Below are 15,481 nucleotides of genomic sequence, written 5' to 3'. Positions count from 1 at the left end.
TTCGCTTTGTCAGCCCAGGTCGACCGACGGGTAGAGCGGGAACGGCGCGAGCAGCTCCGTCGCCTGCTTGCTCACCCGGTCGGCGAGGGCCGGGTCGAGCTGGTACTTCGCCTTCGAACCGGCGTCCGGGGCGGTGCCCGTCAGCACGGTGTGGATCAGCTCGGCGATCTGGTCCATCTCCGCGGTGCCCAGGCCGCGCGTGGTCAGGGCCGGGGTGCCGATCCGGATGCCGGACGTGTACCACGCCCCGTTCGGGTCGTTGGGCACCGCGTTGCGGTTGGTCACCACGCCGGAGTCGAGCAGCGCCTGCTCGGCCTGGCGACCGGTGAGGCCGAACGGGTGCACGTCGATAAGGACGAGATGGTTTTCGGTACCGCCGGAGACGAGCTTGACACCGCGAGTCAGCAGCCCCTCGGCGAGCGCCTGGGCGTTGTCGACGATCTGCTGCGCGTACGTCGCGAACTCGGGCCGCCGGGCCTCCGCGAACGCGATCGCCTTGGCCGCCATGACGTGCGACAGCGGGCCGCCGAGCACCATCGGGCAGCCCCGGTCGACCTGGTCGGCCAGCTCGGGCTGGGCGAGCACGGCGCCGCCACGTGGGCCGCGGAGGCTCTTGTGGGTGGTCGTCGTCACGATGTGGGCGTGCGGCACCGGGTTGAAGTCGCCGGTGAAGACCTTGCCCGCGACGAGGCCCGCGAAGTGCGCCATGTCGACCATGAGCGTGGCCCCGACCTCGTCGGCGATCTCGCGCAGCGTGGCGAAGTTGACCTTGCGCGGGTAGGCCGAGTAGCCGCCGACGATCACGAGCGGCTTGAACTCGCGGGCCGTCTCGCGCAGCGCGGCGTAGTCGATCTGGCCGGTGCCCGGGTCGACGCCGTAGCTGCGCTGGTCGAACATCTTGCCGGAGATGTTGGGCCGGAACCCGTGGGTGAGGTGGCCGCCGGCGTCGAGGGACATGCCCAGCATCCGCTGGTTGCCGAACGCGGCCCGCAGCTCCGCCCACTCGGCGTCGGTGAGGTCGTTGACCTGGCGCTTGCCGAACTTCGCGAGGTGCGGCACCTCGACCTTGTCGGCGAGGATCGCCCAGTAGGCGACCAGGTTGGCGTCGATGCCGGAGTGCGGCTGCACGTACGCGTAGGGTGCGCCGAACAGCTCCTTGGCGTGCTCCACGGCGACGGCCTCGACCGTGTCGACATTCTGACAGCCGGCGTAGAAGCGGCGGCCGATCGTGCCTTCCGCGTACTTGTCCGACAGCCAGTTGCCCATGGCGAGGAGCACCGCGGGCGAGGCGTAGTTCTCGCTGGCGATGAGCTTCAGCGACTCGCGCTGGTCGGTGAGCTCCTTCGCGATCGCGTCGGCGATCCGCGGCTCAACGGCGCGGACGGCCTCCAGCGCGGCACGGAATGCAGTCGATTCGGCGTTCATGTGTCTCCCGGTCCGGGCCGGGCAGACTTGGCGAACGTCGGGCCCGGCGCATGGTCGCCACCGTGGCGGTCGGGGCCCATGCTACCCACCCGGCGGCCGGACGCTTTCGGGCGTCCGGCCGCTGGAAGGTGGTCTTTCGTACCACGCTTCGCTTGCTACGACGAGAAGGACCAGAGCTGGCAGGGGTTGTTCAGCCACATCCACATCTGGACCTTGGTGCCGTTGGCCGTACCGCAGTTCTGGTCGTCGAGGACCATGCCGCTGTTCTCGACGACGATCTCGTAGCGCCCGTTGCCGGCCGGGATGACGGCCCACTGCTGGCAGTTGTTGCCGAGGGAGTCCCACAGGTTGGTGGCCGTGCCCAGGGCCAGCCCGCAGTTGACGGCGTCGAGGACCTTGTTGGCGTTGACGTTGGTGATGGTCCACTTGTTCGCGCCGACGTTGGTGAACCGCCACTGCTGGCAGGAGTTGCTCAAATTCTGCCACTGCTGGATGCCGGTGCCGTTGGCGGTGCCACAGTTGACGGCGTCGAGGACCTTGCCGCTCTGCAGGTTCGTGAGCCGGTACACGCCGCCGTTGGCCGGGAAGGTGACGCTCTTGCTGTAGCCCACCGAGACGATGTTGGACTGCACCGCGTTCTCGGTCGCGTCGGACGGGTACCCACTGGTCATGACGCCCTCGAAGAAGGAGCCGACCGAGCCGTTGCTGTTGTCGCCGCCGATGCCCAGGATGATCGCGCCCTGCTTCGTCATCGGCTTATAGCCGGACTGGGTCGGCAGGCCGCCGTTGTACCGGGTCGCGAGCCCGCCGGACTGGGCGTTGCCGTCCTTGATCGCGTACGTCGAGGTGCCGTTGTTCTTCGTCATGGCGGTGACGAACGCGCTGTTGCGGCCGGTGTTCGCCGTGTTGGAGCCGTTGCCGCCGGCGAACAGGCCGTTCTCCAGGTCGGCCATGACCTTCGGGTTGGACCCGCTGCACGGGGAGAACCAGCACAGCGTGCCGAAGTAGATGGCGTCCATGTCACCGTTGCCGGTGTCGTTGTTGTTGGTCTCGGCGTTGCCGTAGTCGAAGCAGCAGCGGTCGTTGACGTGCGTGCCCTCCGTGACCATGTACATGCCCTCGGGCTGGCTGCCGGTCGCGACGCCGTTGGTGGCGTTGTTGCGGTATCCGTTGCCGGCCGAGATGTACACGCCGTAGACCTTGTGCCCGCCCGCACTCACCGGCAGCGCGGCCGCGTTGGCGCCCTGGTCGGCGGTCGGGTTGGCGCCGCCGCCGGGGGCGATCGTCAGGTCGTTGTGGCGCGAGGTCTGGTCGTAGATGCGCACGATCGTGCAGTAGGTCCCGCTGCAGAACGAGTCCTGCGCCGCCGCGTTGGCGTAGCCACCGGCGCTGAGCACGCCGATGTTGGACGTCGCGCCGTCCGACCAGCGGCGGACCTGATACAGCGAACCGTTGTAGGAGCCGAACAGCGCGCGGGTCGTGCTGTGCGCGGCGACGCAGGGCGTGCCACCGCTGGCGTAGATGTCACACGACAGCGTGCCGGCCGCCTCGGCGGTCCCGGGGAGGGCGACGGCGGTGGCGACACAGAGCACGGCGATGGCGGCGCCGGCCAGTGTCGTCCGCCATGATTTCAGGCGCATGGGGTGAGCCTCTCGCATGGGGGTGTGAACGCTAACAATTCGGCCCAGCCAGTGCATTCAACGCCAATGACCAGGCATCCCGTGGCAGCGGGATGAAGCGCTGGCCACGAGTGTTATCGCTAACATCGACGGTGTCAAGTACGACCCAGCCTCGTACACCCACCCCGTGAAACGTTCACGCACACCGCTCGCCGGCCACCGGCCACGCGCCGGAACCCCGCTCCGGAACGTCCGGCGGCGGGTGATCAGTCGGCTGTCTCGGCCGAACCGGCCGGTTCCGGCTCGTCCGACGGTGCCGGCGGTTCGATGTCGTGGTTGTTCGCGGCCCAGCCGGCCAGCAGGTTCAGGGCGTCCTGGGTGGGCGAGGCGGGCTCGGCGGTGTAGGTGAGCAGGAACTGGCCGGGGTCGGCACCGAGGGGAAAGGTCTCGAACGGCAGGTCGAGGTGGCCGACGACCGGATGGTGCAGCAGCTTCACGCCGGTGGTGTGCATCCGGACGTTGTGAGCGGCCCAGCGGTGACGGAATTCTTCGCTGCGGGTGGAGAGTTCCCCGATCAGGTCCGTGAGCCGACGGTCGTACAGATCCCGGCCGGCCGAGGCGCGCAGCATGGCCACACCGTCGTTGGCGACCTGGTCCCAGTCGCGGAAGAACTCGGTCGCGTGCGGGTCGAGGAAGATGAACCGGGCGTTGTTGGGTGGCCGGGCCGGGTCGGCGTAGACCGGCGCGAACAGGGCCCGGCCGAGGAGATTGGCCGCCAAAATGTCGCCGCGCCCGTTCAGGATGAACGCGGGGGCGCCGACCATCGAGTCAAGGACGCGCTGCACCGTGGGCCGTATGCGTTGCCGGGCCGGTCGGCGCCGCGGCGGGCGGGTGGTGCCGGCGCCGCGCAGCAGATCGAGCAGGTGGATCCGCTCGGCCTCGTCGAGTCGCAGCGCTCGGGCGATGCCGTCGATGACGCTCTCGGAGACGCCGGTGGCGTTGCCGCGCTCCAGCCGGATGTAGTACTCGCTGGAGATGCCGGCGAGCAGGGCCACCTCCTCGCGGCGCAGCCCGGTGACCTGGCGCCGGGTTCCGCCGTATGCGGGCAGTCCAGCCTGCTCGGGCGTGACCCGGGACCGGCGCGTGCCCAGAAACTCCCGGATCTCCGCCCGAAAGTCGCCACGGATCTCACGATTCGTATTGGGAGGGTCGTTGCTTCCGGCCATGGCTCCACCCTACGAGCGGCTGCACCCATCCGGAGGGTCCCTGTCAGTACCCCCTCCCGGCAGAGGCTCCCCGTGCTGGGGGTGAGCTGGTTCTGTGGATGAGGAAGCACCGCCGACCGGCGCGTGGCACTGACGGTCCACGACCCTCCGAACCGGCCTGACGGCCGCTACGACAAGGAGCATCCGATGCGGCACGTAACACTGGGCGGGCTCGATGTCTCCCGCATCGGCCTCGGCGCCATGACCATGGCGGGCGTCTACACCACCGGCGGAGGACTCGACGACACGGAGTCGATCCGCACCATCCACCGCGCACTGGACCTCGGGGTCACCCACATCGACACCGCCGAGATCTACGGCCCCTTCCACAGCGAGGAAATCGTCGGCAAAGCCATCGAAGGCCGGCGCGATGACGTCGTCGTGGCGACGAAGTTCGGCCTCGTCTCCCACGCCGGCGGCGGCCCCGGCGTCATCGACAGCAGCCCCGCCAACGTGAAGACCGCGGTCGAGGGCTCGCTCAAGCGGCTCGGCACCGACCACATCGACCTGTACTACCAGCACCGCGTCGACCCCAATACCCCCATCGAGGAGACCGTCGGCGCGCTGGCCGAACTGGTCGCCGAAGGCAAGGTCCGCCATATCGGGCTCTCCGAGGCCGGCCCCGGCACGATCCGCCGGGCCCACGCCGTGCATCCGGTGGCCGCGCTGCAGACCGAATACTCGCTCTGGACCCGCGACGTCGAGGCCGAGATCCTCCCGCTGCTGCGCGAACTCGGCATCGGGTTGGTGCCCTACTCCCCGCTCGGACACGGCCTGCTGACCGGGCGGATCCGCACCGTCGACGACTTCGCCGACGACGACTGGCGCAAGAGCAACCCTCGCTTCACCGGCGAGAACTTCCAGCGCAACCTGGCCATCGTCGACGAGGTCCAGGCCCTCGGCGCCGAGATCGGCGCCAGCGCGGCCCAGACCGCGCTGGCGTGGCTGCTGACCCGCGGCGACGACATCGCCCCCATCCCCGGCACCCGGCGGGTCACGCGCGTCGAGGAGAACACCGCCGCCGACAGCGTCGAACTCAGCGCCGCCCAGCTCGACCGCCTGAACAATCTGACACCGGCCTCCGGCGAGCGCCACGACGAGACGAACATGGCCAGCATCGACCGCTGACCGAGCCGGTGCGGGTGAGCACCTCCCGCCAGGGCTTGAGCCAACCGCTGACCGGCTCCGGGTCCTCAACGGGATTTGCCGGCCCTTGGTCGGAAGGTGCTCGGGCACGCAGTGGACGTAGCGTTGTGACTTCGAAGGAGCCCGGCTGCAGGCCCCATCGCTGTCTTGTCCGCGTTGCCCGGCCCTACTCGATCGGCTGGGCGATGTCGCACACCAGGTCGTCGGGGGCGGCCGCGCCGAAGTCGGCGAAGTAGACCTCGCGCGGCGAGCCGGTCGACGTCACGTCCTCGCGGTCGACCCAGGCCGCGACGGCGTCGTAGGCGGAGAGGATCTGCGGGAAGGCGACCTGGGCCTTGGTCACGCGGGTGTAGGCCTCGCGGTGGGCGGGCTCGATGCGGGACGCGACCTCCGGCGGGCTCGACGGGTCGGGGGTGATCGGCAGGCAGATCTCGACCGGGCCGTCGGACTCCTCGTTGACCTCGCCGTGGTAGATGATGAAGCACGGGCCGGCCAGGCCGTCGCCGTGGCCCGCGGCCGCTTTGAGCAGGCGCCCGATGCTCTCGTCGATCCACTTCGGCAGGTCCTGCACGCGGACGTGCCGCTGCTCCGTGAGCACCAGCTGCTCCGGCACGTCGCGCACCTGAATGTCGTACATGTCCAAGCTCCCTTCGTCGCCGAGCAGGCGGGTCCGCAGGTGCCGCACGAGCTCCCGCCGGGCCGCCACCCGGTACTCCTCATCGGTCCAGTACTCGTCGAGCAGGCCCACGGCCTCGGCCCGGTCGGCGGCCACGATCGCGGCGATGCGGGCCAGCGGCATGTCGAGCCGGCGGAGGCGGGCCACCAGCCGGGCCACCTCGAGCTGGTCAGGGCGATACCACCGATAGCCGGTGCGCTCGTCGACCAGCGCCGGCACCAGCAGGCCCTGCTGCTCGTAGAGCCGCAGTGCCCGCGGCGACAGCCAGGTGCGCCGCGCGAACATCCCGATGGTCAGCAGGCCCGTCGTGTCCACGAAGCAACCTTGCGCCTTGACACAGGGTGAAGGTCAAACCCTCAGGTCGGCCGCCACCCCGAAGTGGTCGGACAAGTACACAGCGCGACCGTCGGGCAGGGTCACCCGGTCGTCCTCGAAGACGAGGCGGCAGGACGCGGTGAGCTGGTCGCCGCGCAGCAGCACGTGGTCGAAGGCGGGCGGGTCGGGCCAGCCCGGCGTCGGGCGGTAGGTCGGGCGGTCGTCGCCGGCCATGGCGTCGCGCAGCCCCGCGGTGGCGCAGAACTCGGCCAGGGCGGCCGCATCGCGTGGGAGGTTCAGGTCGCCGACGACCACCAGCGGCATCGACGCGTCGATCGCCGACAGCGCACGGGTCAAGGTCGCGAGCTCCGTGCGGGCGACCGCGCTGTAGCGGTTCCCCGGCGTCCAGTCGTCGTCGCGGTTGGCCGACAGGTGCGTGTTGACCACGGCGAACGGCCCGGCCGCGGTGTGCAGGACCGCGACCTGCGCGCCCTTGCGCATCAGCAGCTCCGGGCGGATCGGCCGGGTCAGCGGATATCGGACGAACCGCTGCCGCGCGATGGGCCGGCGCGAGAGCAGCACGAGCCCCCCTTTGATCAGGGTTCCGCCGGTGTACTGCCGATGCGGAAACGACCGCGCGAGCCGCCCGAGCAGCCGGGCCATGCCGGGCGCCATGACTTCCTGCAGGCACACGACGTCGTAGTCCGATGCCTCCAGCCGGGCCCCGATGGCCTCGACCCGCGGCCGGACGTCGCCCTTGAACAGCGCGTTGAAGGTCAGCAGACGAAGTTCCACAGTCCCGCCATCATGCCTCAGACCGCATCGACGGGATCGTGCGGGACCGCGGGCGGCGTCCCGACCTCACGATCGGGCCGCGGTGGTCACACCCCCCGCGTGACCACCGCGGGCTGCCTCGATTGTCGGCGCCCCAACCCGGACAAAGCACTCACCAGTCCTGGTGAGCGGGACGGAAATTTGCCATCAGCACAGGTTGAGCTCGCGGGCCCAGAGCTGCGCGGCGGTGCGCTGGGGCAGGCTCGGCGCGGCCTGCGGGTGGACGAGGTGGTACTTGCGGCGGATCGAGCGCAGGTGGGTGTTCGCGGTGTCGATCGACACGAACAGGCGGCGGGCCACGTCGGCCGTCGACAGGTGTTCGCAGCCGACCAGCCGGACGACCTCCAGCTCGCGCGGGGTGAGCTGGTGCTGCTGGCGGCGGGCGACGGCAGCGGTGAAGACACGCTCGACCGCGGCCCGGGTCTGCGCGAGCGTGAGGCCGCAGCTGGCGGCGGCCCGCTCGGGCGGCTCACCCTGCACGAACGCGCGCAGCACCCGCTGGTCGCCGGTGGACAGCTCCGAGCCGGGCGGGAGCGGGCGGCGGCGCAGGTCGGCGTAGAACATGGCGGCGAGGGCGGCCGACAGGTGCCGGCCGTGCCCGGCGACGGCGCGGACGGCGGCGACGAGGGCCGTGGCGTCCTCGGACTTCTCGACGTATCCGGCGGCGCCGGCCGCGATGGCGTCCAGAGCCTGCTCCTCGGGGGCGTAGCCGGACATGAGCAGCACCCGCCAGCCGGCGCCGATCAGGGCCCGGACCGCGTCCGCGCCGGACGCACCGACCTCCAGGATCACGTCGCAGATTGCGATACCGGGCGGGCCGGAGGCGACGGCGGCGGTGACGGTCGTGGCGAGCGGGCGCACCGCGAAGCCGTGCCCGGCCAGCAGCGGAGTGAGGACGGTGACCAGCGGCGCCGCGAGCAGCCGATGGTCGTCGACGACGACTACGGCGACGGCCACCGCAGCACCACCTTGGTCCCTTCGCCGGGCGCGGTCGTCACGTCCCAGCCCGCGCCGACGGCCGTGACCGCGGGCAGCGACTCGGAGTAGCCGTGGCCGCGCGGGGTGGCGGCCCGGTCGAAGCCGGCGCCGGTGTCGAGCACGGAGATCTCCACGCCGTCCTCGGTCGCCTCCGCGAACAGGACCACCTCGGCGTCGGCACCGGCGTACTTCAACGCGTTGGCCAGGGCCTCGTGTGCGGCGGACAGCAGAGCCCCGGCGACGTGCGGTGGCGGCTCCGTGTGGACGTACACCCGGGGGAACAGCAGTAATCCGAGCTCCAGGAAGGTGTCGGCGAGCTCGTAGACCCGCGCCTCGAACCCGGCGGCGGGGACGGCCGTCGACAGCAGGGCCCGGGCCCGGATGGCACCGCGACGGGCGGCCCGGCGGGTGTCCCGGCCGACGCGCTCGTCGAGGGCGATCCCGTCGAAGATCGGCAGGACGCCGTCGTGCAGCGACCGCCGGAAGCGCTCCCGGTGCAGGGCCAGGTCAAGGCGGCGGGCATGGGCCTCGGCGGCGGCGGTCTGGGCGGCCATGCGGCGCATGAGGGTGGCGACGGCGAGGCCGGCGATGTACCAGACGGCGAAGCCGAGCAGGTCGGAGCCGAGCTTCTGGGAGACGTCGGGCCACACCGAGGCGGTCCAGGTGGCGCCGAGCAGCACGACGGCGGCCACGGCCCGCCGGCGCAGCCCGACCGCGAACGCGAGGACGACCGGGCTGACCAGGCTGACCGGCACGAGCTCGGTGAGCACGGCGTTGCGCTGCTCGGGCTCGCCGGCGCGGGAGCCGACGGCCATGAGCGCGACGCAGAAGGCGACGTCGGCGAACGCGAGGAGCTGGTCGCCGCGCAGCCCCCCGCCGCGCCGGACCCGGTGGAAGAAGACCGACGCCCACGCGGCCGCGGCGAGCAGGGCCACGACCACGATCCACGGGCGGGGCAGATTGCGCCATTCGGTCAGGGGTACCGCCAGAAACGGCACAGTCGCGAGCCGGACGTAGGCCACCATGCGGGCCAGCCGCTGCTCGTTGGCGCGCACGATCGCCGCGTCGGACTCGGCCGGGGTCCGCGACCAGTCCAGCGCGGCCAGCACCCGCCGAATCACCTGCATCGATCCCTATGGTGCCCGACCAGCGGCCCGGGCGGGATCGGTCCGATGACCCACGCATTCCGCGTCCGGCCGTGCCCCCTCGAGGCCTCCCAGGGCGGACCCCGGGGTGGCACGGCCGGCGCGCCCCCGCCCCCTCGGCGTGCCCCAGTGCGACACAGGCGGGAGAGGTGCAACGCCATTATTGCGGTATTTCGACCAGCTCGGTGGCCGGGTGTCCGGCCCGCTCATGCACCCGAAGAATCGTCTCCCGGTCCGGGCCGTGCACGACGCGAAGCATCAGCCCGGAGGCCCGGTCGAGCCACCCCCGCCCGAGCCGGACCCCCTCCGGCTCGGCGCAGGCCCGGTCGGCCGCCAGGGCCGCGGCCAGCTCGTCCGGGCTGACTCCCGCGTACCCCCCGTGCACGTCCAGGAAGGTCGCCATCGTCAGGAGCCCTCCTGCACCTGGTAGATCTCGTCGGCGACGAGGCCGTGGGCCTCCCGGTGCACGGCCGCGGCCGCCTCGGCGGAGGGGGCCTCGGCCAGGCAGAAGATCTTGCCGCGGGCCTCGTCGACCCAGTACCGCAGGTAGCTCACGTCGTAGCGGCTCTGGGTCTGCAGGTCGGCCACGTGCGCCTTGACCACGTCGTCGACGGACACGCCGCCCTCGATGCTGTGGATGTCCATGTACAGCGGCATTCCGGTGCCTCCTCGATCGGTTCGGTGTGAGACGACCGTACGGATGCGCGCGGTACCGGCGGATCGGCAGCGGTTCCCTATGTTTCCCGGGCACCTACCCGGTTTTGCGCACCGCCTGCCCCCGGGTGGTCACCCCGAGCTTCCCCAGGATCGCGGAGACGTGGTGGTCGACGGTCTTCACCGACAGCACCAGGCGGCCGGCGATCGCGGCGTTGGTCAGGCCCTCGGTCATGAGCGTCAGCACCTCCTGCTCGCGCCGGGTGAGGCCGTGCGGGTCGGCCCGGGTCGCGGTGCGCGGGCCGGCCGGGACGGAGCCGCCGAGGTCGCGCAGCCGGCGCCGGGCGATGCGGGCGGCGGCGGTCGCCCCGAGCTCGTCGAACAAGCCGACGGCCCGCCGGACCGGCCCGGGCGTGTCCGCGCCGAGCAGGGCCAGCGCCTCGTCATAGGGGCAGCCGTAGTCCCGCCAGGCCTTCGCGGCCCCTTCGATGTCGCCGGCGCACTCCAGGGCGAACGGCTCGGCGAGGTCGTCGCGGTAGGGCCGCGGTGAGCCGGTGCGGCGCAGCCAGGCCGCGGCGATCCCCCGGCACCAGGCGTCGCCGAGCGCGGCCGCGTCGTCGGCCAGCTCGGCCTCGGTGCGCGCGAGCTCCGCGCGGCCCTCCAGCCAGGCCGCCTCGGCCCGCCCGAGCCGCGCCTTGAGGATCCACTGCGGCTCGCCGCTGCCCTCCGCGGCTGCGGTCGCCTGGTCCAGGGCGGCCCAGACGCCGGGTTCGCCGCGGCGGGCCAGGATCACCGCGTAGGAGAACAGCGGGAAGATCTGGTTGATGGGGGCCGTTTCGTCGGTGCGGTCCAGGACGTGCCGGCACAGCGCGACGGCCTGGTCCCAGTCGCCGGTCCGGGACAGCGCGTTGGCCCACTCACCGCGGATGTGGCTGCTGTAGGTCGTCAGGTCGTGGTCGTCGCAGTAGGCGATCGCCGCGGCGTAGACCGGTGCCGCCTCCGTGTATCGCCGCTGGGTGCACAGGAGGCCGAAGAGGTTGGTCCAGGCCCGCGCGGCCTGCTCGGTGCAGCCGTGGTCGAGGGCGATCGTGAGGGCCTCGTCGATCCGGGCCCGCCACGGGTGGCCGTGCCGGCCCAGGGACACGGCCTCGGTGTCGATGGCGTCGCTGAGCACGGCGTGCAGCCGCAGCGGTCCGGCGATCGCCTGCGCGCGGCGGGCCAGGTCGACGGCCTCGTCGTCGCGGTCGGCGAGCATGCGCTGGGTGGCCAGGTGCGCGAGGGCGTGCGCGAGTTCGGGGCTGTGGGGGTACCCCCGCAAGATCTGCACTGCGTTTTCGGCGTCGCGGATCGCTTCTTCGCCTCGGCAGAGGCTGACCATGGCCGCCGAGCGCAGGCGCAGTGCGGCTCCCTCGCGTCGGCGGTCCCCGGCCGCGCGGCGCAGCTCGAGGGCGCGGTCGGCCGCCTCGATCACGCCGGGCCAGGCGTCGAACACGGCCAGCTCACCGGCGAGGGCCTCGAACAGCTCCGGGTCGTCCTGGCCCCCACAGCGAATGGCGCGCTGGTACTGCGCGGCAGCCTCCCGGTGCGCGCCGAGCCCGGACGCGGCGCGGGCCGCCCGCACGGCATGGTGGAGCGCTCTGGTCGCATCGCCGGCCGCCTCGGCGTGGTGCGCCACCCTCGCATCGTCAACGGTCACTGTCTTCAGGATCGCCGCGTGCAGTGCGGGCCGCCGGTGGACCGGAATCGCCTGTTCGATCGTGAGCCGGGCCAGCTCGTGCCGGAACCGCAGCCCGGTGCCGTCGGCGATGAGCAGCCCGGAGGCGATGAGCGCGTCGAGGCTGGCGGGCTCGGCGGCGAGCGAGTGGGGATCGACGCGCGCACCGATCAGCGCCGCCGTGTCCAGCACCGTGCGGTCGCGCGGTTCGAGCCGGGCGGCCCGGGCCAGTACCGCATCACGCGCGGACGCACTGTGCCGGTCGTGTAGCAACTCGGTGACGAAGTACGGATTGCCGCCGGTGAGCCGGAACAGCTCGGCCGGGTCGACGGTGGAGTGCCGCGCGAGCGTGCGGACGGCGGCCTCGGTGAGCGGGGCCAGGCTGATCCGGCGGGTGCCCCGCTGCGAGCCGAGATCGCCGAGGGCGATCTGGAGCGGACCGCCGGGCGCGAGGCCGTCGTCGCGATAGGTGCAGATCGCGGTGGTACTGCGAAGGCGGCGCGACAAGTACCGCAAAAGGTCGATCGTCGCCTCGTCGGCCCAGTGCAGGTCCTCGAACACCAGGATGTCGGTATTCTTCGTGATCTGCTGGAGCGCGGCGGAGAACAGCTCGTCCCGGTTCTTCGCGGTGTCGAGCCCGATCTGCTCGGCGATGTCGAACAGCGGGCCGAGGGGCCGCGGCGTGGACAGGCCGTCGCACATCCCCCACGCCACGCGGTCCCGGCCCCGGGTGAACTCCTCGACCAGTGCGGTCTTGCCCACGCCGGCCTCGCCGCCGACGAGCACCACCCCGCCCGCCCCGGCCGCGTACTCGGCCAGCGCCGCCAGTGCGGCGTCCCGCTCCAGCAGCGGGGCCATCAGCCGGCCTTGCGGGCGGCCTCGGCCCGGCTGGCCACGCCTAACTTGCCGAGCACCGCGGAGACGTGGTGGTCGACGGTCTTCACCGACAGCACCAGCTCGGCCGCGATCCCGGCGTTGGTCCGGCCCTCGGCGACCAGCTCGAGCACCTGCTGCTCGCGCCGGGTCAGGCCGTGCGGGTTGGCCCGGGTCGCGGTGCGCGGGCCGGCCGGAATGGAGCGGGCGCCGAGGTCGCGCAGCCGCTGCCGGGCGACGCGGACGGTGGCGGTGGCGCCGAGGTCGCTCAGGATCGCCAGGGCCCGGCGCACGTCGTCCTCGGCGTCGGAGCCGAGCAGGGCCAGGGCGGCGTCGTAGGGGCACGGGCGGGCCTCCCAGGACCGGGCCGCGCCGACATGGTCGCCGTCGATCTCCAGCTGGAACGGCTCGGCCAGGACCCCGCGGGGCGGGCGGGCGGAGCCGGTGCGGCGCAGCCAGGTCGCGACCCAGCCGCGCAGCCAGCCGTCGGCCCGGGCGCAGACGTCGTCGGCCCGCTCGGCCTCGGCCCGGGCCTGCGCCGTCCTACCCTCCAGCCAGAACGCCTCGGCCCGGCCCAGCCGCGCCTTGATGATCCACTGGGGCTCACGGTTGCCGTCGGCCGACTCGGCGGCCTCGTCCAGGGCCTCCCACACGCCGGGCTCGTCGCGCCGGGCCCGGATCGTGGCGTAGCAGTACAGCGGATAGATCCGGTTGACCGGCGACGCCTCCTCGACCCGGGTGAGCACGAACCGGCTCATCGCGAGGGCCTCGTCCCAGCGGCCCATCCGGCCCAGCGACGACGCGCGCTCGCCGCGCAGGCAGGTGCCGTAGGTGTCGACGTCGTGCTCGTCGCAGTAGGCGATCGCCTCGTGATAGATCGGCTCGGCCTCGGCGAAGCGGCGGGCCCGGCACAGCATGCCGTAGAGGTTGACGTAGGCCCGGCCGGCCTTCTCGTCGTGCCGGTGCTCGATCGCCACGGCGAGGGCCCGGTGCATCAGCGGGAGCCACTCCTCACCCCGCATGAGCCGGGCCACGGACTCGGTGTTGAGGGTGTCGCTGACGATGTCGAACCGGCCCAGCGGCGCCGCCATCGCCTGTCCCTTGGCCGCCACCTCGACCGCCTCGGCGTTGCGGTCGGAGAGCATGTGCTGCTTGGCGAGGTGGGCGTAGGCGCTGGCCAGCTCCGTGGACGGCCCGAGCGGCTCCAGCACGGCGATCGCGGCCTCGGCGTCGGCGAGTGCCTCCTCGCCCCGGCACAGGCTCACCATCGCGGCCGAGCGCATCCGCAGCGTGTTGCCCTCGCGGAAGCCGTTGCCGGCGGACCGCCACAGGACCCGGGCCCGCTCGGCCGCCTCGGCGACGCCGGGCCAGCTGTCGATCATCGACAGCTCGAAGGCGAGCGCGTCGAGCAGCTGCGGGTCGTCGCCGTCGGCCCGCACGGCCCGCTGGTACTGCGCGGCCGCCTCCCGGTGCGACCGCAGCTCGGCCGCGGCCCGAGCCGCCCGCACCGAATGATGGAGGGCCTTGCCGGTGTCGCCCGCCGCCTCCGCGTGGTGGGCCATGCTCGCGTCGTCGCCGGTCAGTTTCTCGAGGATGGCCGCGTGGAGCGCCGGCCCGCGATGGGCGGGGATGGCCTCGGCGATGGCCAGGCGGGCCAGTTCGTGCCGGAAACGCAGCCCGGACGCGTCACTGGCGAGCAGCCCGGAGCCGATCAGGGCGTCCAACGCGGCGGGCTCGGCGGCGAGCAGGCGCGGGTCGACGCGGGTGCCGATCAGCGCCGCGGTGTCGAGGACCGCGCGTTCGGCCGGCGTGAGGCGGGCGGCCCGGGCCAGGACCGCGTCGCGCGCCGAGACACTGTGGCGGTCCTGCAACAGTTCCGTGACGAAGTACGGGTTGCCGCCGGTGAGCCGGAACAGCTCGGCCGGGTCGACGGCGTGGTCCTTGGCGAGCGCGCCGACGGCCTCCGGCGACAGCGGGGCCAGGCTGATACGGCGGGTCCCGCGCTGGGTCCCGAGGTCGCCCAGCGCTACGCGCAACGGATCACCGGGCGCGAGGCCGTCGTTGCGATAGGTGAGGATGGCGATGGTACCGCGGAGGCGTCTCGCCAAGTAGCGAACAAGGTCGATGGTGGCCTCGTCGGCCCAGTGCAGGTCCTCGATGACCAGGATGTCGACGTGTGCGGTGATCTGCCGCAGCGCCGCCCCGAACAGCTCGTCCCGGCTCGTCGCGGTGTCGAGGCCGATCTGATCGGCGATGTCGAACAGCGGGCCGAGGGGCCGCGGCGTGAACAGCCCGTCACACATCCCCCACGCCACGCGGTCGCGGCCCCGGGTGAACTCCTCCACGAGGGCCGTCTTGCCGACCCCGGCCTCGCCGCCGACGAGCACGACACCGCCGTCCCCGGCCGCGTACTCGGCCAGGGTGGCCAGGGCGGAGTCCCGCTCGATCAGGGCCATGGCGTCAGGCGGTCCGGGGGCCGTAGCGCTGCTCGGCGCGCGCCTTCGCCCGCGCCGCCTCGATCTTGCGGTCGCGCGGCGGCGTGCGGGTCACGAGGTTCTCCAGCAGCGTCCGGGTGGCCTCGGTGACGGCGGCGACGGCGGCGTCGAACGCCTCCTGGTTGACCGCGGCCGGCCGGGTCATGCCGGCGACCTTGCGCACGTACTGCAGCGCGGCGGCCTCGATCTCGTCCTCGGTCGCGGGCGGCTCGAAGTTGTTCAGCACGCGGATGTTCCTGCACATGACGTCCACCATGCCAGGCCGCCGGAAAAATGTCGCACCCCCTCGCTAGGGTGCCGGACAACTGACAGACGACGGAACGGAGCAACCCGCATGGCGTG

General features: G+C 72.4%; 12 protein-coding genes and 1 pseudogene. 1 reads left to right on the top strand and 12 read right to left on the bottom strand.

Features of this window, described 5'->3' with window-relative positions; translation table 11 throughout:
* Positions 1 to 9 precede the first annotated feature (9 nt).
* From ACIA8L_RS19295 to ACIA8L_RS19285, 3 genes and pseudogenes are all read right to left on the bottom strand, one after another.
* Positions 10 to 1,431: pseudogene (locus tag ACIA8L_RS19295) on the bottom strand (glycine hydroxymethyltransferase); the annotation flags it as partial.
* Between the two features lie 149 nt (positions 1,432 to 1,580).
* On the bottom strand, positions 1,581 to 3,065 hold the full coding sequence (locus tag ACIA8L_RS19290; RefSeq protein WP_395906151.1) for an arabinofuranosidase catalytic domain-containing protein: 1,485 nt from the start codon (positions 3,063 to 3,065) through the stop codon (positions 1,581 to 1,583).
* A 245-nt stretch (positions 3,066 to 3,310) separates the two neighbouring features.
* Positions 3,311 to 4,270, bottom strand: coding sequence for a helix-turn-helix transcriptional regulator (locus tag ACIA8L_RS19285; protein ID WP_395906149.1), 960 nt, complete (start codon positions 4,268 to 4,270; stop codon positions 3,311 to 3,313).
* A gap of 186 nt (positions 4,271 to 4,456) precedes the next feature.
* Here ACIA8L_RS19285 and ACIA8L_RS19280 point away from each other — a divergent pair, with 186 nt between their 5' ends.
* Positions 4,457 to 5,437 carry an aldo/keto reductase gene (locus ACIA8L_RS19280; RefSeq protein ID WP_395906147.1) on the top strand — a complete coding sequence of 327 codons (981 nt, stop codon included), beginning with the start codon at positions 4,457 to 4,459 and terminating at the stop codon, positions 5,435 to 5,437.
* 184 nt (positions 5,438 to 5,621) lie between these two features.
* On the opposite strand, the gene ACIA8L_RS19275 is transcribed toward ACIA8L_RS19280, so the two are convergent.
* The 9 genes from ACIA8L_RS19275 to ACIA8L_RS19235 all read right to left on the bottom strand — a co-directional run bounded on the left by ACIA8L_RS19275 (position 5,622) and on the right by ACIA8L_RS19235 (position 15,383).
* A complete protein-coding gene (locus tag ACIA8L_RS19275) occupies positions 5,622 to 6,446 on the bottom strand; it encodes a MerR family transcriptional regulator (protein ID WP_395906145.1) in 825 nt (274 codons plus the stop codon).
* Between the two features lie 33 nt (positions 6,447 to 6,479).
* On the bottom strand, positions 6,480 to 7,241 hold the full coding sequence (locus ACIA8L_RS19270; protein ID WP_395906143.1) for an endonuclease/exonuclease/phosphatase family protein: 762 nt from the start codon (positions 7,239 to 7,241) through the stop codon (positions 6,480 to 6,482).
* 186 nt (positions 7,242 to 7,427) lie between these two features.
* Positions 7,428 to 8,237: a response regulator gene (locus ACIA8L_RS19265; protein ID WP_395906141.1), complete on the bottom strand. Its 810-nt coding sequence runs from the start codon at positions 8,235 to 8,237 to the stop codon at positions 7,428 to 7,430.
* Positions 8,222 to 9,385, bottom strand: coding sequence for a sensor histidine kinase (locus ACIA8L_RS19260; RefSeq protein ID WP_395906139.1), 1,164 nt, complete (start codon positions 9,383 to 9,385; stop codon positions 8,222 to 8,224). Before ACIA8L_RS19260 ends, ACIA8L_RS19265 begins: the two co-directional genes overlap by 16 nt.
* 178 nt (positions 9,386 to 9,563) lie before the next feature.
* Complete coding sequence (locus ACIA8L_RS19255) at positions 9,564 to 9,806, bottom strand: nickel-binding protein (RefSeq protein WP_395906137.1); 243 nt, start codon at positions 9,804 to 9,806, stop codon at positions 9,564 to 9,566.
* Positions 9,807 to 9,808: 2 nt separating this feature from the next.
* The gene (locus tag ACIA8L_RS19250) at positions 9,809 to 10,060 is read right to left on the bottom strand and encodes a DUF4242 domain-containing protein (protein ID WP_395906135.1); all 252 of its coding nucleotides are present in this window, start codon (positions 10,058 to 10,060) and stop codon (positions 9,809 to 9,811) included.
* 94 nt (positions 10,061 to 10,154) lie between these two features.
* Positions 10,155 to 12,629 carry a LuxR C-terminal-related transcriptional regulator gene (locus ACIA8L_RS19245; protein ID WP_395906133.1) on the bottom strand — a complete coding sequence of 825 codons (2,475 nt, stop codon included), beginning with the start codon at positions 12,627 to 12,629 and terminating at the stop codon, positions 10,155 to 10,157.
* On the bottom strand, positions 12,629 to 15,100 hold the full coding sequence (locus ACIA8L_RS19240) for a LuxR C-terminal-related transcriptional regulator (RefSeq protein WP_395906131.1): 2,472 nt from the start codon (positions 15,098 to 15,100) through the stop codon (positions 12,629 to 12,631). The genes ACIA8L_RS19245 and ACIA8L_RS19240 overlap by 1 nt, the downstream gene beginning before the upstream one ends.
* Positions 15,101 to 15,104: 4 nt before the next feature.
* Positions 15,105 to 15,383, bottom strand: a complete 279-nt coding sequence (locus ACIA8L_RS19235) for a DUF2277 domain-containing protein (protein WP_395906129.1) — start codon at positions 15,381 to 15,383, stop codon at positions 15,105 to 15,107.
* Positions 15,384 to 15,481: the final 98 nt, after the last annotated feature.

Source organism: Dactylosporangium sp. NPDC051541 (assembly GCF_044454505.1).
GTDB lineage: Bacteria > Actinomycetota > Actinomycetes > Mycobacteriales > Micromonosporaceae > Dactylosporangium.
This window is presented reverse-complemented; position numbering and strand designations above follow the sequence as displayed.

Coding starts and splice junctions, on each gene's coding strand:
- ACIA8L_RS19255 (WP_395906137.1), bottom strand. CDS start 9,806: ATGGCGACCTTCCTGGACGTGCACGGGGGGTACGCGGGAGTCAGCCCG.
- ACIA8L_RS19245 (WP_395906133.1), bottom strand. CDS start 12,629: ATGGCCCCGCTGCTGGAGCGGGACGCCGCACTGGCGGCGCTGGCCGAG.
- ACIA8L_RS19250 (WP_395906135.1), bottom strand. CDS start 10,060: ATGCCGCTGTACATGGACATCCACAGCATCGAGGGCGGCGTGTCCGTC.
- ACIA8L_RS19285 (WP_395906149.1), bottom strand. CDS start 4,270: ATGGCCGGAAGCAACGACCCTCCCAATACGAATCGTGAGATCCGTGGC.
- ACIA8L_RS19240 (WP_395906131.1), bottom strand. CDS start 15,100: ATGGCCCTGATCGAGCGGGACTCCGCCCTGGCCACCCTGGCCGAGTAC.
- ACIA8L_RS19260 (WP_395906139.1), bottom strand. CDS start 9,385: ATGCAGGTGATTCGGCGGGTGCTGGCCGCGCTGGACTGGTCGCGGACC.
- ACIA8L_RS19290 (WP_395906151.1), bottom strand. CDS start 3,065: ATGCGCCTGAAATCATGGCGGACGACACTGGCCGGCGCCGCCATCGCC.
- ACIA8L_RS19280 (WP_395906147.1), top strand. CDS start 4,457: ATGCGGCACGTAACACTGGGCGGGCTCGATGTCTCCCGCATCGGCCTC.
- ACIA8L_RS19235 (WP_395906129.1), bottom strand. CDS start 15,383: ATGTGCAGGAACATCCGCGTGCTGAACAACTTCGAGCCGCCCGCGACC.